Below are 22,980 nucleotides of genomic sequence, written 5' to 3'. Positions count from 1 at the left end.
GACTTTGGGGAGGTACTTCCTTTTTTGTGTTTTGAAACCCTTGCCCTGTAAGGGCTAAGATTTATGAAATTTATTCATTTATTTTTATTTTTGATATTTCCTTATGAAAATCGGATTGAATTTGTAACGACCATGAGAATTTGACGGCACTTTTTTGATTCATTCGCCAAAGTGTGATAAAATAGTTAACTGTGTAAAAAGTTTAGAATTAGGAGTTGTATATGATGAGTAACATCCAAGAAGGACAAGTGATTGAAGGAAAAGTCACTGGAATCAAGCCATATGGCGCGTTTGTTGAAATCGACGACCAAACACAAGGTCTCGTTCATATTTCTGAGGTAACTCACGGTTTCGTAAAAGATATTAATGAGCATTTATCTGTAGGTGACAAAGTATCTGTAAAAGTTTTGAATGTTGACGAAGAGAATAATAAATACTCTCTTTCGATTCGTGCGACTCAGGACAAGCCACAAGCTCAAACACAGAAACATCAAGCACCTGTTGCACAGTCAACAGAAGAAGATTCTGGCGGCTTCAACGTGTTGAAAGATAAGCTAGAAGAATGGATCGAACAATCAAAAGAGCGCGAAAAAACATTCCGTCGCTAATATAAAAATGTGTCTTTTGTAATTTTTTCATTTACAGAGGACACTTTTTTTGATTTCATCGCGATTTTTAAACATAATAGAACCAGCAATTCATTTATGTACGTTAAGTTGAAAGGAGTTTAGGTTATGGAAAATTTTCAGTTTTATAACCCGGTACAGTTGGTCTTTGGACGTGGTCAACTTGAAAAGCTACCGAACTTAATTCCGGATGGCGTCGAGCGCGTATTAGTTGTTTACGGTGGCGGCAGCATTAAGCGAAATGGGATTTACACCAATGTCATGAAAAAACTTGAGAATTATGAAGTTTTTGAGCTAGGCGGTGTAGAACCGAACCCTCGCATTACAACTGTCAATCGTGGTGCCGATCTTTGTAAACAACATAATATCGACTTCATCTTAGCAGTTGGTGGCGGCAGCGTTATTGATTGTACGAAGTCAATTGCCGTTGGTGCTAAATATGACGGAGATGCGTGGGACTTAGTCACCCGAAAAGTGAAAGCACCAGGCGGATTGCCATTTGGAACTGTCTTGACTGCTGCTGCAACGGGCTCTGAGATGAATCGCGGCTCTGTCATTACGAACTGGGAAACGAATGAGAAGTACGGATGGGGTTCACAGTACACGTGGCCATTGTTCTCCATTCTTGACCCAGTTCATACGTATTCTGTACCGAGAGAGCAAACGGTTTATGGAATCGTCGATATGATGAGCCATATTTTAGAGGACTATTTCCATAAACCGACGAATGCACCGGTACAAGACCGGATGGCTGAAGGAATTCTTCGGACGATTATCGAAACGGCGCCGAAGTTACTTAAAAACTTGGAATCATATGAGTACCGCGAAACCATTATGTATGCAGGAACCATTGCGCTTAATGGCTTCCTTCAGATGGGTTATCGAGGCGATTGGGCGACGCATAATATTGAACATGCGGTGTCAGCCGTTTATGACATCCCACACGCAGGAGGTCTGGCAATTCTCTTCCCGAATTGGATGGAGCATAACTTGAATGTTCATACGGAACGATTCAAGCAAATGGCCGTCCGTGTTCTCGGTGTCGATCCAACAGGCAAATCGGATGAACAAGTCGGTCAAGAAGGAATTGACCGTCTACGTAAGTTTTGGACAGCACTCGGTGCACCAACCCGACTTGCTGACTATGATATCGACGATTCGCAATTGGACGTAATGGTCGAAAAAGCAATGGCAAACGGACCTTTCGGAAACTTCAAAACACTTCATGCAGAAGATGTGCATACTATTTTACGTCAATCCTTATAAAATTCATTAAACCAGTCGTGAGGCGTTCTACGGCTGGTTTTTTTGTGTGTTATAAATGTTTTTTCATAAAATTGGTGACATGATAACTTTTTAGCCGTATATAATAACAAACAAACTTAGAAAAGTTGGTGAACCAAAATGTATCCAATTCACTCTGGAATTGAAAATCAAGTTTATGACTATAAAGATTTATCTTATATCTTGTTTCGTTTAGGTTTTGAAAACGAAGACATCGAATTCGAAAAGGGATCGATTGATTACCCGTTAAATCAGCCACATGGCGGTCGTGCATTTTTACGTATTCCGATCTACATTGAAATCGGCCACTTTAACGAACCTGAAGCGAAAGTTCGAATCGCCAAACCATATATTCTATCGCAGTCTTTTGAAGAAGGATTGACTGAAGAAGGGCTTTCAGGAAGTCTTTCCTCTACTGTGACGAGAACAGAAGCTGACTCAGTCTTACATTCGGCGCTAATGGAAGAAGCAGAACGAGTAATTGAACAAGTCGAAAAAGCATTGCTACAATAAATCAATCCATATAAATTCCTTGGTCGCCTGCTTGGATTTTTTCGTCTGGATCCGGATTAATGATTCGTTCTTCCTCACGTACCAACCCAAGCAGGAGCTTACCATCCTTCTGTAATTGGTGTGTAAGATCAATAATCGTGTGACCTTCCCATTTTTCCGAGATGTCTTGTAGATGTAGCTTTTGCGTGGACAACACGGAAGCTAAGTAATCAAATGTTTTTGCATGTCCGGACCCCACCAGCTCTTGATAAATGAGTAAGCTGGTCGTCTCGTTTGTGCAAATGACTTCCGTCGCTCCAGCACGTAACACATTATTTTTTTGTTGCTCAGTCAATACTTCTGAAAAAATTGGAATTTCTCTGTGAATACCACGTGCTGTGATCGTCAACAAGGTCGAACGGTAATCCGCTTCCACTTCTTTCAATGACTGATCAGCAGTAATAATAATTTTTTCCGCTTCTTCGATATTCGCCTGCTGCCACGTTTCATCAACCGTTGGGTCACCTTTAATAAAATGAACAAAGGTGAGCGGTAAAGGGTTTGAGCGACACGTTCGGTCAACGAGCACAATAGATGGTGGCTTTGTGTTGTTTTCCTGAAACAAATGAATGAGCCTACGCGTTCGCTCATTCCACCCAACGATAATGATGTGCCCCTTCCCTTGATAAGCAACCTGGCCCTGATGAAACTCCTTTTCTTTTTTCTGCGTTTGATTCGAAACAGCAACCATATAGTAGGCCACCAACCCTCCACCTAATAAAATCATGACCATCGTCAAAAACCTACCGAGCATTGTCACAGGTGCATAATCTCCATAGCCGATCGTCGTCCCTGTAATGAATGCCCACCAGATTCCTTCAAAAATCGTATTGAATTGCTGCGGTTCGACTAAATAAATAACCGTTCCAAACAAAAGCAAAAAAGATAGAACCGTAATAACCAATCGAAACAATGTCGGTAACTGAAAATATGTTCGTAGCAACTGTTGAAACATAGTAAACCACCTTTGTATGTAGCGACTCACGGATATTTTAACCAGATTGCTATGAAATTATTAAAAAAGACTGAGCTGATTGTTGATAAAAGTGGTCTAACTGTCGATAAAAGAGTGCTGACTGTTGATACGAGTGCTCTGACTGTCGATAAAGTCGTTGTAACTGTTGATACGGGTGCTCTAACTGTTGATAAAGGTGTTGTAACTGTTGATACGGTCGCTCTGACTGTCGATAAAAGCGTTGTAACTGTTGAAACGAGCGCTCTGACTGTCGATAAAAGTGTTGTAACTGTTGATAGGAGTGCTTTGACTGTCGATAAACGCGTCGTAACTGTTGTTAGAAGCACTCTAATAACCGTATTAGAATAAAAAGCAGTACATATTAAATGCTATGTTATATTTATTGCTGATAAGTTTGTCAATTGTGAAGTTGGTTGAATATTTGGAAAAATGGAAGTTATGCTATGATAAGTGTTAGAACTTTGTGGAAACTTATACTTAAACGGACGGGGCTGTTGTGAAATCAGGGCAGGATAGAGTAGACGATGAAAATATATTAAGAAAAAAGTCAATGTGTACAAACATTCATTTCGTGGTATAATGAAAATAGAAGGATTATAAGTGCATAAACTAATAAAGACCGCCCATGCTGGTACATGGAGCGGTCGAAATAGACCGAACCCCATCAGAGGGGCTAGGCAGCAAAAGGAAAAAGTAATCCCTCAGCGCCGCTCAAACGCATTGGAGGGGTTATTTTTTTGGTTTTTGTCAGACATAATAAACGCCACCAACATCCCGAAGGATATCATCAGCGTTAATGCACTAACAATGTCCATAGGCGAGCACCTCCCTCCCCGGGAAGTCTCCCGACGAAGACTAACGGCAGATCAACAGTGCTACCTAACCCCTCATGCGAAGCCAGTCTATTGTATTTTATTGTAACATATCGCTACCATTTATACTGAATACTGAGACAATTTTTATTTTATATAAACTGATTAATAGTTTTACGAAAATAGCAAAAAATTTCCGTAAAATGTGAAATGGTGCACTTAAGTAAATGTGGCTTTAGTTAGCAATCAATACAAAACGCTTGGATAGAGTTTTATTTCTAACCAAGCGTTTTCGTGCATTCATTCAAGTATTATTTCATCTCAGTTTTTCCATGGTAAGTCAACTACTTTCCTAAAAGGTGAGCTGCTTTTCAAATAAAAATCAAACTTATTCTGCTTCCGAAACCACCGTGCGTGCAGTTGGCACAGCTTTCAAGCGTTCAACCGGGATTTCTTTACCGGTTTCTTCGCAAATACCGTATGTGCCTGTATCCATTTTTTCTAATGCATGATTTACTTCTTCTAATTGCTGTCGATCACGGTGATAAATTGTCATATCTTTTTCTCGTTCAAAAAGCTCGGTACCTTGATCGCCAGGGTGCGTTTCGTCAAAGGAGTTCAGTTCTCCGACGGAACCTTCCATTAAATCCTCTTGGTTTAAATAGCGTTCGATACGCTCTTCCAAGTCACGTTTTTCATCTTCAAGTTTATTTTTTATTTCTTTCAAATCTTGCTCGTCCATAAGATGAATCACTCCTGATTTGTTATTTTGCCACCACTCCAATTGTGCAACGTGATAAACAAATCAAACGATCGTTTTCGTCCTTGATTTCAATTTCCCATACCATCGTCGTTCGTCCAACATGTCTTGGTGTCGCATAAGCATAAATGGTTCCATCACGTTTGCTTTTGATGTGGTTGGCATTAATTTCAATTCCGAAGACATTATATTTTTCCGAATCGACATTGAGAAAACCACCGAGACTTGCGGCGGATTCAGCTAAAGCGACAGAGGCTCCTCCATGCAAGTAGCCCATTGGTTGATGAACAGTAGGTGTGACAGGCATGGATAAAACCACTTTTTCTTTTGTTCCTTCTAATACCTCAATTCCCAACGTTTCAAACAATGTACCCTCTAAATTCATTTACAGTAGCCCCTCTCAATTTTCCCTTTTTCCAAGAACTTATTCGATTAGAGTGTAAAAACATGAGCAAGCAAGAAAGATAATCCATATAACAAACCATAAAACGTATTCGTCTGCGCGGTATATTTCATCGCCGGCATCATTTCAAGCGGTGTCTCATTCTCTTTAAATGTTTTCACCGCATCATATGCTTTTTTCGCACTGATAAAGACAATCAGACCCCAGATTGGCATCATGTCGACCACCATAAAAATCACAGCACATAAATAAGCGAAGATGAAAAAGCCAGCAAGCACGCGAATCGCATTGTCACGGCCGACTAAAATCGCAAGCGTCTTCCGTCCGTGTTTCTTGTCGCCTTCTAAGTCACGAATATTATTGGAAAGCAAAATCGCTCCAATCAATACAGCAATCGGAATCGTCAATAAAAGTAACTCTCCGGTCACAACTTCTGTTTGAATGTAAAAACTAATGCCGATAATAACAGTACCCATAAAAAATCCGGAGAAAATTTCACCGAACGGCGTATAGGCAATCGGTATTGGACCTCCAGTATATAAGTAACCGAATAACATACTGACCGAGCCGATGACGGCAATCCAGAACGTCGTTTCTAAACAAATGTAAAAACCTAATAAAACGGCGATTCCATAAAAAATAAAGGCCAAATTCCGGACTCGCACTGGTGAAACGCCATCACGAACAATTGTCCCGCCGATTCCGACGGACTGATCGTTATCGAGTCCTTTTTTAAAATCATAATATTCATTAAACATATTGGTTGCCGCTTGAATCAGCATCGATGCCAGTAACATGGCAATAAACAAACCAAAATGTAGTCCCGTTTCCAAGCTGGCAATCATCGTGCCAATAAAAACAGGTGCAAATGAAGCCGTCAATGTATGTGGTCGAATCATCCGCCACCACACTTGAAAGCCCGATTTTTCTTGAAGTGCATCTCGGATGGATTTATCGCTGGACATGAAACAATTCCCTCTCTCCCAAATAATACGTTGATTAATCTAAAATAAGTTTAGAGAATGCCTACTTGGATGTCAATGTGAACAACTTTCGAAACTTGATTGAAGCTTAATTGAAAGGCTATGTTAAAACCACACACGTCCTATGGGTAACATCGTTCTGCCGATAAACCATATGAAGCCGCCGATAAATCGTGTGGAGCCGTCGATAAAATGAGTAAAGCCGTCGATAAACTGGGAGAAGCCGTCGAAAAACTGCCAGAAGCCATCGAAAAACGAATCAAAGCCGCCGAAAAACCGTGAGAAGCCGTCGAAAAACGAATCAAAGCCATCGATAAAACGTGAAGAAATCATTATTGCATCATCAACAAGGAACTTTATTAATGCATTTTGAAAAGAAATATTTTTTCCATTGATATTGACTCATGAATACAGTAAACTAAACCAAATCACGAAGACACAAAGGAAGTGAACAGATGAACGGACAAGAACGCAAAAACATTCAGCCAGGTATAGAGGTTGATATTGTTCTAAAACAAGATCAACGAACTGGAAAAACGACGCGTGGAATTGTAAAAGACATATTGACCAAGTCAGCCCAACACCCACACGGAATTAAAGTTCGACTACAAGACGGACAAGTTGGCCGAGTGAAAAACATCATCGGTGAATGAGTAAAAACAAGGCAATTCCTCTCTTCATTTCCTCAGCCTCCCAACCTTCACTTCGGTGCTTATTCTTGTCCACATCCGTAAAAAGACTTACAATATAGGGTGGACCGTTTTTAATGAGAATAGGTGGAGGAATATGCATGATTCAAATTGAGAAAACATCCGTGCATGACCAATTAAATCAAGCAACGGCTTATATAACGAACCGTAAACAAATTGAGGTATCCCTTGTGGAACCGATCGAACATATATCTGCCCTGCAGTTTTTCAAGAAAACGAAAAACTTAGGGGACCGAATGTTTTGGCAAAATCCGACTGGCGATATGAAAATCGCGGGTGTCGGTGCACATAAACGATTGACCCCCGAAAAAGGTGAGGACCGTTTCCAGTCCATTCGAAAGCAATGGGAAGCGTATTTGGAGAATTGCTTGCTTCCTGAAGCGGGCGAAGCTGGAACAGGTCCCATTTTATTTGGCGGCTTTTCATTTATGGATCACATCAATCAAACAGACGACACGTGGAAAGCATTCGCTTCTGGTGAGATGATTTTAGCGAAATGGATGCTGACAGAACAAGACGGTCAGACATACTTAACGCACCATACGACGATTGATGCGACAACGAATGTAAATGAAATCGCAAACCGTTTTACCGAAATGAAAAAGGTGCTGAGCAAGCCATCCATTGAGGTAACCTTACCGACGGTGCAATCGATGCATGATCAATTTACGTATGAACACTGGGAAAACTTATTGAATGAAGCAATCGATGCCATTCGTGAACAAGCACTTGGAAAAGTCGTATTGGCGAGAAAAACAGACGTTTTATTCGATCACGAAATTCCACTTGCTGAAGTCATTGAACGAATGATCGATAAGCAGACGAATAGCTATGTATTTGTCATTGAGCAGGAGGACGACGCATTTATCGGTGCAACACCGGAACGACTCGTTCAAGTAAAAGGAAATGAATTGTTATCGGCCTGCCTTGCTGGGACAACCGCTCGAGGAAAGACAGAGGAAGATGATGAAATGCTCGCATGGCAGCTGTTAAACGATGAGAAAAATCGTGAAGAGCATGACTATGTCGTGCAAATGATCAAGCAGTCGGTCGCTCCTTATGTCGAAAGCTTTGATATTCCCGATGCACCCGTCATTTATCCGTTAAAATCGTTGCAACACTTATTTACACCAGTGACAGCTACATTGAAAAACGATGCAACGATTTTGGATTTGGTGAAACAATTACACCCCACACCGGCATTAGGTGGAGAACCGCGTGACAAAGCCCTTCAATTTATCGATGAAAAAGAGCCATTTGATCGTGGTTGGTACGCGGGTCCAATCGGTTGGTTGGATGCAAATTTTGATGGGGAATTCGCCGTCGCGATTCGTTCGGGACTCATTACTGAAAATCAAGCTACGTTATTCGCAGGTTGTGGTGTCGTAAAAGATTCTGACCCACAAGCGGAATACGAAGAAACACGGATCAAGTTTACACCAATGCTTGATGCTTTGGGAGGTACACAGTAAATGAATATGGGAGAAGCGTCTAGATATTTAACCAACTTTGTCGATGAGTTAGCCCAAAACGGAATGGAACATGTCGTCATTTCGCCGGGCTCTCGCTCGACTCCCTTAGCATTAACATTTACCGAGCACCCAACGATTCAAGAGTGGGTGCATTTTGATGAACGCTCATCCGCTTTCTTTGCATTGGGGATGGCGAAATCAAAACAAAAACCCGTCGCATTAGTCTGTACATCTGGAACGGCTGCAGCGAACTATTATCCGGCAATTGTCGAAGCGTATTATAGTCGTGTGCCATTAATCGTCTTGACAGCAGACCGCCCACACGAACTTCGTGATAACGGGGCACCACAAGCAATTGATCAAATCAAAATGTACGGCGACTACGTAAAATATTTTCACGAAATGGCAATTCCAGAAGCGGACCCATCGCTCGTAGCGTATGCGAGACGCCAAGCAGCAAGAGCGTATAGCCAAGCGGAAGCGACCCAACCAGGTGCTGTTCAGTTGAACTTTCCTTTTAGAGATCCGCTTATTCCGGATTTCACATTGGAAAATCTTTGGGGCAATGCATCGGGCAAGTATGTGACAGGAATCACCGGGCATGAACAGCTACAACCAAGTCAGACCGAAACACTGATCGATCAACTAAAAGATTTATCAAAGGGCGTCATCGTTTGTGGAGAATTGCCGGGTGATACTGATGTCGAGGCGATCCACCAATTGGCAGAACAATGGAACATCCCTATTTTCGCGGACGTATTATCGCATGTTCGTCATGGAAATACCGGCAACGCAAAAGTCATATCAACGTATGATGCCATTTTGAAAGACGAAGAAGTCGCACGCAGCCTGGAGCCAGACTTCATCCTTCGCTTAGGTGCGATGCCTGTATCAAAGCCATATTTGAAATGGATTCAAGCGGTGCCACTGAAACATCATATCGTCGTCGATCAAGCGAGCGGATACCGTGAACCGGCAAGTTTGGAAACGACAATGGTCTACAGTGAACCGAATGAGCTGATTCAGCAAATGCTGAAATCACCCGTGCAACTAACCGGTGATGCGGCATGGTTAGACACATGGACAAAAATGGATGAAACGGCGATGAAAGAGATTCATGAATCGGTTGAAGGGGAACAGTTAACCGAAGGCAAAGTCGCATATGAATTAACCGAAGCGGCAACTACCGGCGACGTTATTTTCGTCGGTAACAGCATGCCAATCCGTGACTTAGATACATTCTCACTCGCCAAAAAAGAAAAAATCCTCATCCATGGAAACCGTGGAGCGAACGGCATTGACGGATTAATTTCAACAGCGACTGGATTCGCAGCGACAGGGAAAGCCGTGACCCTATTTCTCGGCGACCTATCCTTTTTACATGACTACACGGCATTATTTATCGCAAGAAAATATGAACTGAATCTGCGTGTTGTCGTCGTCAACAACAACGGAGGCGGGATCTTCTCTTTCTTGCCACAAAACAGTGAAGCGGACCATTTTGAAACATTGTTCGGCACGCCATTTAACCCGCCGATCAAAGCATTGGCTGAAGCGGTCGGCTATCACTATCACCAACCGACCAGATCCAAAGAATTACAACAGCTGCTGGAACAGCCAATTACGGGAATGGAAATCATCGAAGTCGTAACAGAGCGTGATGAAAACAAACAACATCACCGAGCGTTATGGCAACGCATTGCAGAAAGTATCAGTAAAGAAGGTTGATTGAAATGATTGTACCTGTAGGAAATCAACAATATTTTGTCCGGCTGGCAGGTGCTGGCGAACCGGTCGTACTTCTACACGGCTTTACCGGGACCGCCAAACAATGGGAAAATCTTGTGAATCAATCAGACATTTTTTGTCAGTGGATTGGAATTGACATGCCAGGCCATGGAAAAACCCTCATTCGTGATGAAAAAACGATGGAAGGCTATGTCGATGAATTGATTGAAGTCATTAATCAATTAGAGCTCAATCGCTTTCATTTAGTTGGTTATTCCATGGGTGGCCGCACCGCTATGCTCCTGGCAGACCGGTACCCGAACCGTGTCAAAAGCTTAACCTTGGTCGGTGCATCGCCAGGACTTGAATCGGAAGAAGAGCGAGCCGAACGAAAAAAGAAAGACGAAGAACTGGCTACATTTATCGAAGAAAAAGGAATCGAGCGATTTGTCGACTATTGGGAAAATATCCCGCTCTTCCAAACGCAAAAGTCTTTACCGAACGACATTCAAAAAGCGATTCGAAAAGAACGACTCATCCAAACGGAGCACGGACTTGCGCTATCGCTTCAAACGATGGGAACCGGAGTCATGCCGTCTTTATGGGACCGTTTAGAACAACTGAACCTTCCGACATGTTTAATTACGGGTAAGCTCGATGAGAAATTTACGGCAATCAATCAAAAAATGGTTGAACGCTTGCCACAAGCGGAGTTGAACATTGTTGAAGAAGCGGGTCATGCAGTTCACGTGGAAAATCTCCATTCTTTTGTTAAAATAGTAAGTGAATTTTTACAAATCCATATGAAACATAAAACACATACGTAGGAGGAAAACAATATGGCAGTCGAATGGACAAAAGTTCGAGACTATGAAGAAATTATTTACGAAAAATACAACGGAATCGCAAAAGTTACCATTAACCGACCAGAAAAGCGTAACGCGTTTACGCCATTAACGGTTAAAGAAATGATCGATGCATTCACAAGAGCACGTGATGACAAAGAAGTAGGTGTCATCGTTCTTGCAGGTGCAGGAGACAAAGCATTCTGTTCCGGTGGAGACCAGTCTGTTCGTGGACACGGTGGTTATGTCGGTACAGACGAAGTGCCACGCTTAAACGTATTGGACCTACAACGCTTGATTCGTGTCATCCCTAAACCAGTCGTAGCGATGGTTTCCGGATATGCAATCGGAGGCGGCCACGTGTTGCACGTATGCTGTGATTTGACGATTGCTGCAGACAATGCTGTATTCGGCCAAACAGGACCAAAAGTAGGAAGCTTCGATGCTGGTTACGGCGCAGGACTTCTTGCTCGTATGGTTGGACATAAGAAAGCACGTGAAATCTGGTACTTATGCCGTCAATATAGTGCAGAAGAAGCTGAAGACATGGGCTTAGTCAACACTGTCGTACCTTTAGAAAAATTAGAAGAAGAAACAATTCAATGGTGTAACGAAATGCTCGAAAAATCACCAACTGCACTACGTTTCCTAAAAGCATCCTTCAACGCTGATACAGACGGCTTGGCAGGACTGCAACAAATGGGCGGAGACGCAACACTACTTTACTACACAACTGATGAAGCGAAAGAAGGCCGCGATGCATTTAAAGAAAAACGCAAACCGGACTTCGACCAGTTCCCTCGCTTCCCATAAGTCGCAGAAAACAAAGATCACATCTATGGCTAGGTGTGATCTTTTTCTTTATATTTCGAAACGAAAAGGACCAAATCGATAAGGAGAACGGAGTGAATATAATGGACTCTATGATCTTTGCCGCCGTATTTGTCATCTTTATTATCGCTATCATGTTTAATTCGAAAAAGAAGAAGTGATTATTTTTGAAAAAGACGTAAAAGAGGGATTCTAAATGGGAACATTATTTTCAAAAGCATATGACAGGGTGATGAAGCCTGTCGAACAAAGACGCTTCGGAAAAATACGAAAAAAGTTTGTCTCCAATCAACAAGGAACAGTTTTGGAAATCGGTTCAGGGACAGGCGCGAACTTTCCATATTATAAAAATGCCGAAAAAGTTATTGCCATTGAACCGGACAAATCGATGAGAGAGCTTTCAGAGAAAAAGCGAAGCGAGGCGACTGTACCCATCGAATTAGTCGATGCGACGGCTGAACAGTTACCTTTTGATGACAATACATTCGATGTCGTTGTCGGAACGTTAGTGCTCTGCTCGGTCACTGATTTAAACCAAGCTCTTCAGAAAATAAAACGCGTGGCTAAATATGATGCACCCGTATTGTTTTTGGAACACGTTCGGCTAGATCAACCATTCGTTGGTAGATTACAAGATGTGGTGACACCTGTCTGGAAACGGCTATGCGATGGCTGCCATCTCAACCGCAATACATTGGAAATCATCAAACAGAATGGCTTTCGTGTAGAGCAAGTGGACGAGCATTTTAAAGGATTGTTTTTGGAGATTCGAGCGAGGAATGAGAAATAAAAAAGTAAGGTGGAAAGTTCATTAATTTATTATTCTTCGTAAATGTAAGTATGTATCACCTGAACAACCTTATTGACAAGATCATTCGGTGCTTTTCCTTTTATTTTTGCATTTCTGGTTTTCCAATCTAAATTTTTAACTTGGTCGCTAATGATAACTCCTTCGACGGCAAAACCTTCTGGTATATGAATGTTGAATCCCCATTCTCGTTTTGTTCCACTAATAGGACAAACGGTTGCATAACCAGTTACACGATTAAATTTCGCTGGAGATAATACAATAGCAGGTGTTCTTTCAGAGCTTGTTTGTGGATAAAAGTCTAAATAAATAAAATCTCCTCGATCTGGAACCTTCATATTATAACTCTTCCTTTCCAACTGATTTATCGAAGAATTCATCGTACGGGTTTTCACCTTCACATTGAGCTAGTAAATCGTCTAAAGTTGGCTTACCTTTTGGTTTTAAATAAATTCCATTATTAGTTTCCTGAATTTCTAATTCTGTTCCTTTTTCAATCCCATATTTCTCAGCTAACTTAAAAGGTATACGAATTCCAATGCTATTTCCCCATTTTTGTGCTTTCACAGTTATATGATGCCTCCTTGTTTCCTCGTTTGGCTCCATTATACCACACTCCCACCACTAAATGTATACTCTAGTATATACATTGGAGGTAGAAATGATACTTAAAGTAGTGTATAGACAGGAAACTCATGATACAATGTAAACCAAAGTGCAGTGGATCATATATTACAATTCACCACCCATGCAGTTACACGGAATGGTCGTATAGACCGAACCCAGTGAAAAATGGCTAGTAGCTAAAGGTTGGATAATCTCTCAGTGCCGTACTAACGCTATTGAGGGTTTTTTTTATAGTTACCAGAGACGTTCAATGCAAGGAACATTCCGACCGAGATTAGCAGCAGTATACATATTCTAGTTATCTCTAAAATTGACTGTAGTGATCAATCGACAACAAGCATATTCCGAATCCTTGTGAAAACAACATTTATACATAAAACTTCTTTTCGGAAACTAGACATAAGAAACTACAGGAGTGATTTGAATGGACAATTTCTTAATAATCCTGTTTATGTTGAGCTTCATCGGCATAATCATTAGTTTAATCCGCCCTTCTTTCATTCGTTTTTCAAGTAGAAAAAGTGCTATGAAAGTATTCATACCTTTACTTTTGGGAAGTTTTATTTTTATTGGTGGTCTTAAAGAGGGCTTCGTATTTTTATTTTCATTACTATTTTTGCTCAGTTTAGTTGCGATGATCATCGGTTTAATCCGTCCTTCTTTACTGAAATTCTCAAATCGAATAAGTGCCATGAAAGTTTTGTTCCCGGTATTTTTAGCAAGCTTCCTTATCGTTTTAATAACGACAGATCCTGTTGAGGAACAACGGACTGACCAAGAGACAGTACAAGAGGATGCAGTTGAACAGAAAGAGACTGAAGAAACAGAGAATGCAGAAGAAGAATCTGAAGAACAAAAAAATAAAAATGAAGATGAAAACGCGGCTGAGTCTAAAAGCAAAGACGATCGTGAAGAAATACATAACGAGGAAAAAGAAAACACGAATGAAGAATCTGATTCCTCATCAGTGAACAAACAAGAAGAAAATCAACAAAACAATACAGAAAACAAGAATGATTCCAATACATCGAATGATGAGTCAACGAACGAGTCGACGGATTCAGAATCAGACAAAAGCCCATCTAATGAAGCCAAAGGGACGACGGCCACTGTGACTCGGGTCGTAGACGGTGATACGATTGAAATTAACCTGAACGGGATGATTGAAAGTGTTCGTTTGTTATTAGTCGACACACCAGAAACTGTCCACCCATCACTACCCGTCCAAAAATTTGGACCAGAAGCCTCTTCATTTGCGAAGAAAATGTTATCGGGCAAGAAAGTTCAAGTAGAGTATGATGGCCCAAAAAGAGATAAATACGGACGGTTATTGGCTTATTTGTGGGTTGATGGTAAAAACTTTAATGAGATGCTTTTAAGAGAAGGATTGGCCAGATTAGCTTACGTTTACGACCCACCCTACACGCATATGAGTTCATTCACGAAAGCTCAATCGGAAGCAGTAAACGCGAAGAGAGGCATTTGGAGTATTGAAGGTTATGTACAATCAGATGGTTTTAACACTGTCGAATCTGAAACCGAAACCAAGCAATCGAACAATTCTTCTACGGCATCCACTGAAACGAATGCCTCCGGGTCTTCAGCCTATAACGGACCATATAATCCACATGGTAAAGATCGAGATTGCGGAGACTTTGATAAACAAAAAGGCGCCCAGGCATTTTTCGAGGCTGCAGGCGGTCCGGAACAAGATCCTCACCGATTAGATCGAGATGGTGATGGGACCGTTTGTGAAAGTTTGAGTTAAGATTGATAGATTGAATGATGATTTATATACAAAGAATTGATTCCCCTCAGAGGCACTTCTGAGGGTTTTTTTATGGAATGGAGATGAAAAATCAATCAATAAGTTTAATTCCTCAATTAAAATCTGAATTTTTTGTTTCTAACTTAATTTACTAATATAAAAGAAATTACTTAGAACTATTTCAGATGTTACAATAGACGATATACATACTTACACACCAAGGGGATGAGAGAATGACAATCATGCCACAATGGCTTACGAAACGTGCGATGATGACACCGGATCGAGAAGCGGTTGTCTTAAGTGATGATACACGTTATACATTTAAAGAACTAGACCAACATGCAAGTCAATATGCATATCAACTGAAACAACAAGGAATCAAACAAGACGACCATGTTGCTGTATTATCCAAAAATAGCTATGAAATGTTTGTCATGATTCATGCACTGCAAAAGATTGGTGCGGTCATGTTTCTATTAAATACACGCTTATCCGTCAATGAATTTTTATTTCAACTAAAAGATGGCGAAGTGACTCACCTATTATTCCAAGAAGGCTTTCGGTCTGTCGTTGATGAACTAACTGTCGAAGTCGATTTACATAGCGTATCTTTCGAGCAATTTTCTTTTGAAGGAAAGGTAGAAGAAGGTATCGCTGAATTCGATTTGGACCACGTTACGACCGTTCTCTATACAAGTGGTACAACTGGATTGCCAAAAGGCGTTCAGCTTACTTACGGAAACCATTGGTGGAATGCGAATGGATCTGTCTTGAATCTTGGACTGAATGCAGATGACCGCTGGTTGCTCTGTGTGCCACTATTCCACGTGAGTGGACTATCCATTTTATTCCGTAGCGTGATTTACGGCATACCAGCTCACTTACATGAGCGATTCGATGTCGAAAGTGTGCACGAAGACATCATGAATCGCGGTGTTACGACAATGTCTGCCGTTTCTGTCATGTTAGAAGAATTGGTCGAACGATTGGGAAATGAATCATACCCAGAGAGCTTCCGTTGCATGTTACTCGGTGGCGGACCAGCGTCGAAATCGTTATTAGAGGCAAGCAGAGAGAAGAGTATACCTATCTTCCAAACGTATGGAATGACAGAAACAGCGTCGCAATTCTGCACGCTAGATGAAGAAAATGCATTAAGAAAATTAGGTTCTGCAGGCAAACCATTATTTCCTGGGCAATTAAAAATCATGAATGATGCTGAAGAATGTCGGGTTGGCGAAGTCGGTGAAATTCTGATGAAAGGCCCATCCATTACAAAAGGCTATTGGAACCGCCCAGATGCTAATAAAGAAACCATTCATGACGATTGGCTAAAAACCGGAGACCTAGGTTATCTGGATGAAGAAGGATTTTTATATGTTGTCGATCGAAGGAAAGACCTAATCATCTCTGGAGGCGAAAACGTCTATCCGGCAGAAATTGAATCCGTATTAAAATCACACCCATCTGTCAAAGATGCCGGAGTCGTCGGGAAAAAACACGAACGATGGGGACAAGTGCCTGTCGCATTCGTTGTGATTCGGGAAGAAGAGACGTTTTCAGCCGAAGCTTTGATGGATCACTGTGAGAAAAACTTAGCGAAATATAAAGTGCCGAAAGAGTTTCATGAAATTGATGAGTTGCCGAGGAATGCTTCTAGGAAGTTGATGAGGATTAGGTTGGGAAAATAAAAATATTTAAAGATCGTAATTATTGATTTAATTGGAAGTGTGTATTGATCGGATAACCCTAATTAGTAAGTTTAGTAATTAATGTACAGATACCACACACTAATAAAATAGTCATATTATTAACCAAACGGTGCAATAGGATTAGCTATAAAACTTATAACATTTATAACTTTCTTGTCAATAAAACTCGTAAATTATAAAATCATAGTAAATATCTTCAAAAAATGCTGTGTAAGGAGGTTTTAGTTTTGCAACTCATCGATAATATAAATAAAACATTAAGTTCAGATTTAAAGGATATTATAAAGAAAGATAATAAGGTTTCAATCGCTGCTGCTTATTTTTCTATTTATGCATATAAAGAATTGAAAGAACAGTTAGAACAAGTTGAGGAACTACAATTCTTATTTACCTCGCCCTCTTTTACTTCCGAGAAAACTAACAAAGAGAAACGTGAATTTTATATTCCGCGTTTAAACAGAGAAAAGAGCCTCTATGGAACAGAATTTGAAGTCAAATTACGAAATGAACTTACTCAAAAGGCAATTGCTAAAGAATGTGTTGAATGGATTAAGAAAAAAGCTCAGTTTAAAACAAATGTAACTCAAGAACACATATCGGGTTTTATGAATGTGAACGGAACAAATGAACACCACACCTATGCACCTATTAATGGTTTTACTACAGTCGATTTAGGTATTGAAAAAGGTAATTATATGCATGGTTTGGTTCAGCGACTAAATGGTGAACATGCATTACACTATAAGCGTACTTTTGACCAAATTTGGAACGACGAAGAAAAGTTGCAAGACGTTACAGAGGAAGTTATTGACAATATTACGACCGTTTATAAAGAGAATTCTCCTGAATTCATCTACTTCTTAACTCTCTATAATATATTCAATGAGTTTTTAGAGGATATCTCGGAAGATGTTTTACCAAATGATGCAACGGGCTTTAAGGATTCTTCTATTTGGAATACATTATATGATTTTCAAAAAGAAGCTTGTTTAGCCATAATTAATAAATTAGAAAAATACAATGGTTGTATTTTGGCTGATAGCGTTGGGTTAGGTAAAACCTTTACAGCGTTGAGTGTTATTAAATATTATGAAAATCGCAATAAATCAGTCCTGGTTTTGTGTCCTAAAAAACTATCAGATAACTGGAATACATACAAACAAAATCTTCTTAACAATCCAATCGCAGATGACCGTTTAAGATACGATGTACTTTATCACACAGATTTATCTCGTGATAAAGGTTACTCTAATGGAATACCACTTGATAGACTAAACTGGGATAACTATGACTTAGTTGTTATTGATGAGTCACATAATTTTAGAAATGGCGGACAAGTGTATGGAGATAATGATGAAAAGGAAAATCGTTATCTTAAACTATTAAACCGTGTAATTCGACAAGGTGTTAAAACAAAGGTTCTAATGTTATCGGCAACCCCTGTTAACAATCGTTTTACGGATTTAAAGAATCAATTAGCTTTAGCGTATGAAGGCGAAGAAGAAAAGCTTAATAAGGAATTGAAAACAGAGACTACGATAGAAACAATTTTTAGACGTGCTCAAGCTGTTTTTAATACCTGGAGTGATTTATCTCCAAAACAACGTACTACAGAAAGGTTACTTAAAACGTTAGACTTTGATTTCTTTGAGCTACTTGATAGCGTTACGATTGCACGTTCTAGAAAACACATCGAACAGTATTATGATAGTGCACAAGTCGGGACGTTTCCTGAGCGAAAAGAACCGAAGTCCATAAGATGTAAGCTCTCAAATATTTATAATCTCATGGACTACAATGCTATTTTCGAACATTTAACCATGTTAAACTTAGGTATTTATAAGCCTACTGAATATATTTTACCTAGTAAAGTTTCGAAGTATGAGGAGAAATATGGAACGGATATGGCTCATACAAGATTTAAACAGTCAGACCGTGAACAAGGTATATTAGTTTTAATGCGGACTAATTTATTAAAGCGATTAGAAAGTTCAGTCTATTCATTTCGTCTAACCATGGAACGTATGTTGTCTAACATAGAAAATATGATTCAAACTATAAGCAACTACAGAGAAGGTAAAGTGTTAGAGGTTAATCAAATAAGTGATGATGACTTTGATACGGATGACCAGAACACTGACTTTTTTAGCGTGGGTTCTAAAATCAAAATCATTTTAAACGATATGGACTATCAAATGTGGCTTGAAGACTTAAATGATGACAAAGAAATCCTAATTAAGTTAATAGATGAAATGAAGCGAGTTCAACCAAAGAACGATGAAAAGCTTTATCAATTAACCAAAGAAATAGAGCAAAAGATTAATAATCCAATAAACGAAGGGAATAAAAAGGTCATTATTTTCTCAGCGTTTTCTGATACTGTAGAGTATTTATATCAATATATTGGTGAATACTTTAAAGATAAATATGGTCTGAATTCTGCTATGGTAACAGGAGGTGAAGGTGGCTCTAATACAATAAAAGGCTTAACAAATGATTTAAATACAATATTAACGTGCTTCTCACCAAAATCGAAAGACAAAGAATTAATTTTTCCTAACCAAAAAGAAGAAATTGATATATTAATAGCTACAGATGTCATATCAGAAGGGCAGAACCTTCAGGACTGCGATTATTTAATTAATTATGATATTCATTGGAATCCAGTTCGTATTATCCAGAGGTTCGGGCGAATTGACCGTATTGGAAGTACAAATAAAGAGATTCAGTTAGTGAATTTTTGGCCAAACATGGATTTAGATGACTACATCAATTTAAAAGCACGAGTGGAAACGAGAATGAAAATTACAGTCATGACATCAACAGGTGATGATAATCCGATTGATGATGAAAGTGGAGACTTACAGTACAGAAAACAACAATTACAACGACTACAGAAAGAAGTTGTTGATATTGAGGAAATGACCAGTGGTGTATCCATTATGGACCTTGGTTTAAATGAATTCCGTATGGACTTACTTAGTTATATTAAAGAGCATCCTGATTTAGAAAAATCTCCAATGGGCATGCATGCCATAGTGTCATCGTCGAAAGAACACCCACCAGGTGTCATATATATATTAAGGAACCTTCACAGTGATGTTAATGAAAAAAGTCAGAATCGACTTTATCCGTTTTATTTAGTTTATATATCAGAAGATGGCGAAGTGATAAATAATCACTTAGACCCCAAGACTACTCTTGATTTATTAAGGCTAAAATCGAAAGGCGTTAATGAACCCATTATGAAACTGTGTCAAAACTTTAACAATGAAACAAATGATGGTCGTGATATGGATAAATACTCAGATCTTCTTCATGACACTATCAGTTCAATCATTAATGTAGATGAGGAAAGTGACATAGATAGCCTCTTTAAAGTTGGTGGAACTTCAGCCTTGAGAACACATATAAAAGGATTGAATGACTTTGAACTAGTTTCATTTGTGGTGGTGAGGTAATGTTTAATTTTCCTGAAAGCACTTTATTTGACCGCCGTATTCCAAAGAAAAAGTTCTATGAACATTTGCAAGTAAATACCAAGCTTGAGCAACTGTTTGTAAAAGAGATAGATAAAATTGTATGGAAGTATAAGTTATCCTTGGATACTGTGAATATTAATGCAGGTAAAAATGTGAATGAAATTGAGATACTAGAAGTACATTTGAAACAAGATAAAGTTAGTCAAAAAATCATTGAACAAATTGATAGAGAAATACCTTATCATATTGTATTTTTGATAGAGCATGGTTTTATGTGCCAACTTTGGGTTAGCTATAAAGAAAGACATAAAAACGACGAAGGCCGATTTAAGGTCAATACTTACTTTAAAACAGATTGGATGAAAAAAGAAGAGTTGTCATTAAAAATTGAAGGTCTTAATCTAGACCAAGTCTATGAATCCTTCATTAAACAAATTGGCAAAGGACAAATAGAAATAAATGAAGAAGTAACCCTAGAGGAAGCTATTAATAATTCAAAAGAAAAAGAGAAGTTAAAAAGACAGATTCAATCATTAGAGAAAAAGATTGCAAAAGAAAAGCAATTTAAAAAACAAGTGTCAATGATGAGCGAATTAAGACAACTTAAAGAAAGATTTGATAATGAGTAAATTAGAAAGGGCTGAAGTAAATGGATAAAATGAAAATGGAATCAGTAAATCTCATAGAAGAAAATATACTAAAGCTTTCTGAACTATTTCCAAATGTGATAACTGAGACAAAGGATGAAAATAATAATCTTGTTAAAAAAGTTAACTTTGAATTATTAAAACAAGAATTATCTGAACAAATAATTGATACGCATCATGAAAGATATGAATTTAGATGGGTGGGAAAAAATGCAGCAATAAATGAAGCTAATACACCAACTAAGCTAACACTAAGGCCAATATATGAGGAGAGTAAAGCTTGGGAAAAAACACAAAACATTTATATAGAAGGCGATAATTTAGAAGTATTAAAAATAATGCAAGAGAGTTATTTAAATATGGTTCAGATGATATATATCGACCCTCCTTATAACACTGGTAATGATTTTATATATAATGATTCTTTTAATGTAGATAAAGAAACATATGAAAAAGAAATAGGTCTTTATGATGACGAAAATAATAGACTATTTAAAAACACTAATTCAAATGGACGCTTCCATTCAGATTGGTGTAATTTGATTTATCCAAGATTAAAATTAGCCCAAAAACTCTTGAAAGAAGACGGTGTTTTATTTATAAGCATTGATGATAATGAATTGGAAAACACATTGAAAATCGGAAAAGAAATCTTTGGAGAAGTAAACTTTGCAGGAATTGTTACGTGGGACAAAAAAAGAAAAGGATCATTCCTATCTAAAAATATTATAAGTATGACAGAATACTGTGTAGTATTCTGTAAAGATATCTCTAAAGCAAAAATTGTTGGAGGTGTAGCCGATGAAACAGAATCGCAGCCATTAATCAAAAGAACTAATAAGCCAAAAACATTGGAGTTTCCAGAAGATGTGGTTGAGACTAAACTAGTGGATGGATTATATAAAAAGGGTAAATATGGGACCGGGAGTAGCAGTGTTGAGTTATTAGAGGACGTAATTGTTGAAGACGGCTTTATCAAGTCTAAATTAAAAATCTATGGTCCGTTTATTTGGTCGCAAAATAAGGTTAATGAACAGTTGGGACTAGATGCAAAATTCATTATTAATACTGATTCTTTTCAATTAAGATGTTTCAAAAAAAATGATAGTACCAAATACAAAGGTTTCCCATCATTAATAAGTGGAGTAGAAATAAACGGCACTAATGAAGATGCATATGAAGAATTGATTAATCTATTTGATTCTGAAAAGATATTTGATTATTCCAAACCAAAAAATTATGTAAAAGAGTTTATTAAAAGTCAAACCCATTTTAATAAGGATGCTATAATCATGGATTTTTTCTCAGGATCTGCTTCAACTGCACATGCTGTTATGGAATTAAATGCATTAGATGAAGGTAATAGAAAATTTATTATGGTGCAGTTAGATGAAAAAGTAAACAAAAATAGTAATGCCTTCAAAAATGGATATAAAACCATTTCTGATATTGGGAAGGAAAGGATTCGACGCGTTGGTGAAAATATAAAAAAGCAAATTAATAAAGATAAAGATGATAAAGGATTTAATTGTGTGCCAGATATTGGTTTTCGTGTTTTTAAATTAGATAGTTCGAATATGAAAGATATTTATTATGCAGCAAATGAATACTCACAAGATATGATTGCATCATTAGAATCTAATATAAAAGAAGAACGCACTGACTTAGATTTACTCTATGGTGTTATGATTGATTGGGGGTTACCATTGTCGTTAGTACATGAAACAGAAGAAATAGGAAATGCAACAGTTCATATAGTGGAATACGGTTCTTTAATTGCTTGTTTTGATGATAATATTTCAGACGAAGTGGTCACAAGTATCGCAAAGAAACAGCCATTAAGGGTAGTTTTTAAAGATGATAGCTTTGATAATAGTCCAGACAAAATAAATGTAACGGAAATATTTAAACTTTATTCACCTAATACAACAGTGAAAGTTATATAGGAGGT

General features: G+C 38.6%; 22 protein-coding genes. 15 read left to right on the top strand and 7 right to left on the bottom strand.

Annotation, left to right across the window (positions count from 1 at the left end; translation table 11 throughout):
- Positions 1–221 precede the first annotated feature (221 nt).
- The 3 genes from yugI to FPQ10_RS10395 all read left to right on the top strand — a co-directional run bounded on the left by yugI (position 222) and on the right by FPQ10_RS10395 (position 2,423).
- Positions 222–608: a S1 domain-containing post-transcriptional regulator GSP13 gene (yugI, locus tag FPQ10_RS10405; RefSeq protein ID WP_144163451.1), complete on the top strand. Its 387-nt coding sequence runs from the start codon at positions 222–224 to the stop codon at positions 606–608.
- Positions 609–734: 126 nt separating this feature from the next.
- The gene (locus tag FPQ10_RS10400) at positions 735–1,892 is read left to right on the top strand and encodes an iron-containing alcohol dehydrogenase (RefSeq protein WP_144163450.1); all 1,158 of its coding nucleotides are present in this window, start codon (positions 735–737) and stop codon (positions 1,890–1,892) included.
- 138 nt (positions 1,893–2,030) lie between these two features.
- On the top strand, positions 2,031–2,423 hold the full coding sequence (locus tag FPQ10_RS10395; protein WP_144163449.1) for a YugN family protein: 393 nt from the start codon (positions 2,031–2,033) through the stop codon (positions 2,421–2,423).
- A gap of 1 nt (position 2,424) precedes the next feature.
- Here FPQ10_RS10395 and FPQ10_RS10390 read toward each other — a convergent pair whose 3' ends face one another.
- The gene (locus tag FPQ10_RS10390; protein WP_255439882.1) at positions 2,425–3,447 is read right to left on the bottom strand and encodes a potassium channel family protein; all 1,023 of its coding nucleotides are present in this window, start codon (positions 3,445–3,447) and stop codon (positions 2,425–2,427) included.
- Between the two features lie 21 nt (positions 3,448–3,468).
- On the opposite strand from FPQ10_RS10390, the gene FPQ10_RS10385 reads away from it, so the two are divergent.
- Positions 3,469–3,786, top strand: a complete 318-nt coding sequence (locus tag FPQ10_RS10385) for a hypothetical protein (protein ID WP_144163447.1) — start codon at positions 3,469–3,471, stop codon at positions 3,784–3,786.
- A gap of 852 nt (positions 3,787–4,638) precedes the next feature.
- On the opposite strand, the gene FPQ10_RS10380 is transcribed toward FPQ10_RS10385, so the two are convergent.
- From FPQ10_RS10380 to FPQ10_RS10365, 4 genes are all read right to left on the bottom strand, one after another.
- Positions 4,639–4,992 carry a TraR/DksA C4-type zinc finger protein gene (locus FPQ10_RS10380; protein ID WP_144163446.1) on the bottom strand — a complete coding sequence of 118 codons (354 nt, stop codon included), beginning with the start codon at positions 4,990–4,992 and terminating at the stop codon, positions 4,639–4,641.
- Between the two features lie 22 nt (positions 4,993–5,014).
- Positions 5,015–5,395 (bottom strand): hotdog fold thioesterase, encoded by a 381-nt coding sequence (locus FPQ10_RS10375; protein ID WP_144163445.1) that lies wholly within the window; start codon positions 5,393–5,395, stop codon positions 5,015–5,017.
- Between the two features lie 47 nt (positions 5,396–5,442).
- Positions 5,443–6,378 carry a 1,4-dihydroxy-2-naphthoate polyprenyltransferase gene (locus tag FPQ10_RS10370; RefSeq protein WP_144163444.1) on the bottom strand — a complete coding sequence of 312 codons (936 nt, stop codon included), beginning with the start codon at positions 6,376–6,378 and terminating at the stop codon, positions 5,443–5,445.
- 123 nt (positions 6,379–6,501) lie between these two features.
- Positions 6,502–6,729, bottom strand: coding sequence for a hypothetical protein (locus FPQ10_RS10365; RefSeq protein WP_144163443.1), 228 nt, complete (start codon positions 6,727–6,729; stop codon positions 6,502–6,504).
- A gap of 122 nt (positions 6,730–6,851) precedes the next feature.
- On the opposite strand from FPQ10_RS10365, the gene FPQ10_RS10360 reads away from it, so the two are divergent.
- The 6 genes from FPQ10_RS10360 to FPQ10_RS10335 all read left to right on the top strand — a co-directional run bounded on the left by FPQ10_RS10360 (position 6,852) and on the right by FPQ10_RS10335 (position 12,772).
- The gene (locus tag FPQ10_RS10360; protein ID WP_144163442.1) at positions 6,852–7,049 is read left to right on the top strand and encodes a YwbE family protein; all 198 of its coding nucleotides are present in this window, start codon (positions 6,852–6,854) and stop codon (positions 7,047–7,049) included.
- 137 nt (positions 7,050–7,186) lie between these two features.
- Positions 7,187–8,578, top strand: a complete 1,392-nt coding sequence (locus tag FPQ10_RS10355; protein ID WP_186278651.1) for an isochorismate synthase — start codon at positions 7,187–7,189, stop codon at positions 8,576–8,578.
- Positions 8,579–10,306: a 2-succinyl-5-enolpyruvyl-6-hydroxy-3-cyclohexene-1-carboxylic-acid synthase gene (menD, locus tag FPQ10_RS10350; RefSeq protein ID WP_144163440.1), complete on the top strand. Its 1,728-nt coding sequence runs from the start codon at positions 8,579–8,581 to the stop codon at positions 10,304–10,306.
- A gap of 5 nt (positions 10,307–10,311) precedes the next feature.
- Complete coding sequence (gene menH / locus FPQ10_RS10345; protein ID WP_144163439.1) at positions 10,312–11,133, top strand: 2-succinyl-6-hydroxy-2,4-cyclohexadiene-1-carboxylate synthase; 822 nt, start codon at positions 10,312–10,314, stop codon at positions 11,131–11,133.
- A 12-nt stretch (positions 11,134–11,145) separates the two neighbouring features.
- On the top strand, positions 11,146–11,964 hold the full coding sequence (gene menB / locus FPQ10_RS10340) for a 1,4-dihydroxy-2-naphthoyl-CoA synthase (RefSeq protein WP_144163438.1): 819 nt from the start codon (positions 11,146–11,148) through the stop codon (positions 11,962–11,964).
- Positions 11,965–12,178: 214 nt separating this feature from the next.
- Positions 12,179–12,772, top strand: coding sequence for a class I SAM-dependent methyltransferase (locus FPQ10_RS10335; protein WP_144163437.1), 594 nt, complete (start codon positions 12,179–12,181; stop codon positions 12,770–12,772).
- Between the two features lie 29 nt (positions 12,773–12,801).
- Here the strand turns inward: FPQ10_RS10335 and FPQ10_RS10330 are convergent, their stop codons facing one another.
- Together FPQ10_RS10330 and FPQ10_RS10325 are read right to left on the bottom strand one after the other, a co-directional pair.
- Positions 12,802–13,128: a type II toxin-antitoxin system PemK/MazF family toxin gene (locus FPQ10_RS10330; RefSeq protein ID WP_144163436.1), complete on the bottom strand. Its 327-nt coding sequence runs from the start codon at positions 13,126–13,128 to the stop codon at positions 12,802–12,804.
- A gap of 1 nt (position 13,129) precedes the next feature.
- Positions 13,130–13,357, bottom strand: a complete 228-nt coding sequence (locus FPQ10_RS10325) for an AbrB/MazE/SpoVT family DNA-binding domain-containing protein (protein WP_255439879.1) — start codon at positions 13,355–13,357, stop codon at positions 13,130–13,132.
- A 484-nt stretch (positions 13,358–13,841) separates the two neighbouring features.
- Between FPQ10_RS10325 and FPQ10_RS10320 the strand changes: the two genes are divergently transcribed.
- The 5 genes from FPQ10_RS10320 (at position 13,842) to FPQ10_RS10300 (ending at position 22,975) form a co-directional block, all read left to right on the top strand.
- A complete protein-coding gene (locus tag FPQ10_RS10320; protein ID WP_144163435.1) occupies positions 13,842–15,185 on the top strand; it encodes a thermonuclease family protein in 1,344 nt (447 codons plus the stop codon).
- 233 nt (positions 15,186–15,418) lie between these two features.
- Positions 15,419–16,879, top strand: a complete 1,461-nt coding sequence (locus tag FPQ10_RS10315; RefSeq protein WP_144163434.1) for an o-succinylbenzoate--CoA ligase — start codon at positions 15,419–15,421, stop codon at positions 16,877–16,879.
- Positions 16,880–17,127: 248 nt separating this feature from the next.
- Positions 17,128–20,361 (top strand): helicase-related protein, encoded by a 3,234-nt coding sequence (locus tag FPQ10_RS10310; protein WP_144163433.1) that lies wholly within the window; start codon positions 17,128–17,130, stop codon positions 20,359–20,361.
- Positions 20,361–21,011 carry a DUF4391 domain-containing protein gene (locus FPQ10_RS10305; RefSeq protein WP_144163432.1) on the top strand — a complete coding sequence of 217 codons (651 nt, stop codon included), beginning with the start codon at positions 20,361–20,363 and terminating at the stop codon, positions 21,009–21,011. Before FPQ10_RS10310 ends, FPQ10_RS10305 begins: the two co-directional genes overlap by 1 nt.
- A 20-nt stretch (positions 21,012–21,031) precedes the next feature.
- Positions 21,032–22,975, top strand: a complete 1,944-nt coding sequence (locus FPQ10_RS10300) for a site-specific DNA-methyltransferase (protein WP_144163431.1) — start codon at positions 21,032–21,034, stop codon at positions 22,973–22,975.
- Positions 22,976–22,980: the final 5 nt, after the last annotated feature.

Source organism: Allobacillus sp. SKP2-8, assembly GCF_007559355.1.
Taxonomy (GTDB): Bacteria; Bacillota; Bacilli; order Bacillales; family Alkalibacillaceae; genus Allobacillus; species Allobacillus halotolerans.
This window is presented reverse-complemented; position numbering and strand designations above follow the sequence as displayed.

Excerpts from the sequence above, each read along its gene's own strand:
- FPQ10_RS10380 (WP_144163446.1), bottom strand. The coding sequence starts at position 4,992 with ATGGACGAGCAAGATTTGAAAGAAATAAAAAATAAACTTGAAGATGAA.
- FPQ10_RS10375 (WP_144163445.1), bottom strand. The coding sequence starts at position 5,395 with ATGAATTTAGAGGGTACATTGTTTGAAACGTTGGGAATTGAGGTATTA.
- FPQ10_RS10330 (WP_144163436.1), bottom strand. The coding sequence starts at position 13,128 with ATGAAGGTTCCAGATCGAGGAGATTTTATTTATTTAGACTTTTATCCA.
- menB (WP_144163438.1), top strand. The coding sequence starts at position 11,146 with ATGGCAGTCGAATGGACAAAAGTTCGAGACTATGAAGAAATTATTTAC.
- FPQ10_RS10360 (WP_144163442.1), top strand. The coding sequence starts at position 6,852 with ATGAACGGACAAGAACGCAAAAACATTCAGCCAGGTATAGAGGTTGAT.
- menH (WP_144163439.1), top strand. The coding sequence starts at position 10,312 with ATGATTGTACCTGTAGGAAATCAACAATATTTTGTCCGGCTGGCAGGT.
- FPQ10_RS10385 (WP_144163447.1), top strand. The coding sequence starts at position 3,469 with ATGAAATTATTAAAAAAGACTGAGCTGATTGTTGATAAAAGTGGTCTA.
- FPQ10_RS10335 (WP_144163437.1), top strand. The coding sequence starts at position 12,179 with ATGGGAACATTATTTTCAAAAGCATATGACAGGGTGATGAAGCCTGTC.
- menD (WP_144163440.1), top strand. The coding sequence starts at position 8,579 with ATGAATATGGGAGAAGCGTCTAGATATTTAACCAACTTTGTCGATGAG.
- FPQ10_RS10365 (WP_144163443.1), bottom strand. The coding sequence starts at position 6,729 with ATGATTTCTTCACGTTTTATCGATGGCTTTGATTCGTTTTTCGACGGC.
- FPQ10_RS10400 (WP_144163450.1), top strand. The coding sequence starts at position 735 with ATGGAAAATTTTCAGTTTTATAACCCGGTACAGTTGGTCTTTGGACGT.
- FPQ10_RS10300 (WP_144163431.1), top strand. The coding sequence starts at position 21,032 with ATGGATAAAATGAAAATGGAATCAGTAAATCTCATAGAAGAAAATATA.
- FPQ10_RS10315 (WP_144163434.1), top strand. The coding sequence starts at position 15,419 with ATGACAATCATGCCACAATGGCTTACGAAACGTGCGATGATGACACCG.
- FPQ10_RS10305 (WP_144163432.1), top strand. The coding sequence starts at position 20,361 with ATGTTTAATTTTCCTGAAAGCACTTTATTTGACCGCCGTATTCCAAAG.
- FPQ10_RS10320 (WP_144163435.1), top strand. The coding sequence starts at position 13,842 with ATGGACAATTTCTTAATAATCCTGTTTATGTTGAGCTTCATCGGCATA.
- FPQ10_RS10370 (WP_144163444.1), bottom strand. The coding sequence starts at position 6,378 with ATGTCCAGCGATAAATCCATCCGAGATGCACTTCAAGAAAAATCGGGC.
- yugI (WP_144163451.1), top strand. The coding sequence starts at position 222 with ATGATGAGTAACATCCAAGAAGGACAAGTGATTGAAGGAAAAGTCACT.
- FPQ10_RS10355 (WP_186278651.1), top strand. The coding sequence starts at position 7,187 with ATGATTCAAATTGAGAAAACATCCGTGCATGACCAATTAAATCAAGCA.
- FPQ10_RS10395 (WP_144163449.1), top strand. The coding sequence starts at position 2,031 with ATGTATCCAATTCACTCTGGAATTGAAAATCAAGTTTATGACTATAAA.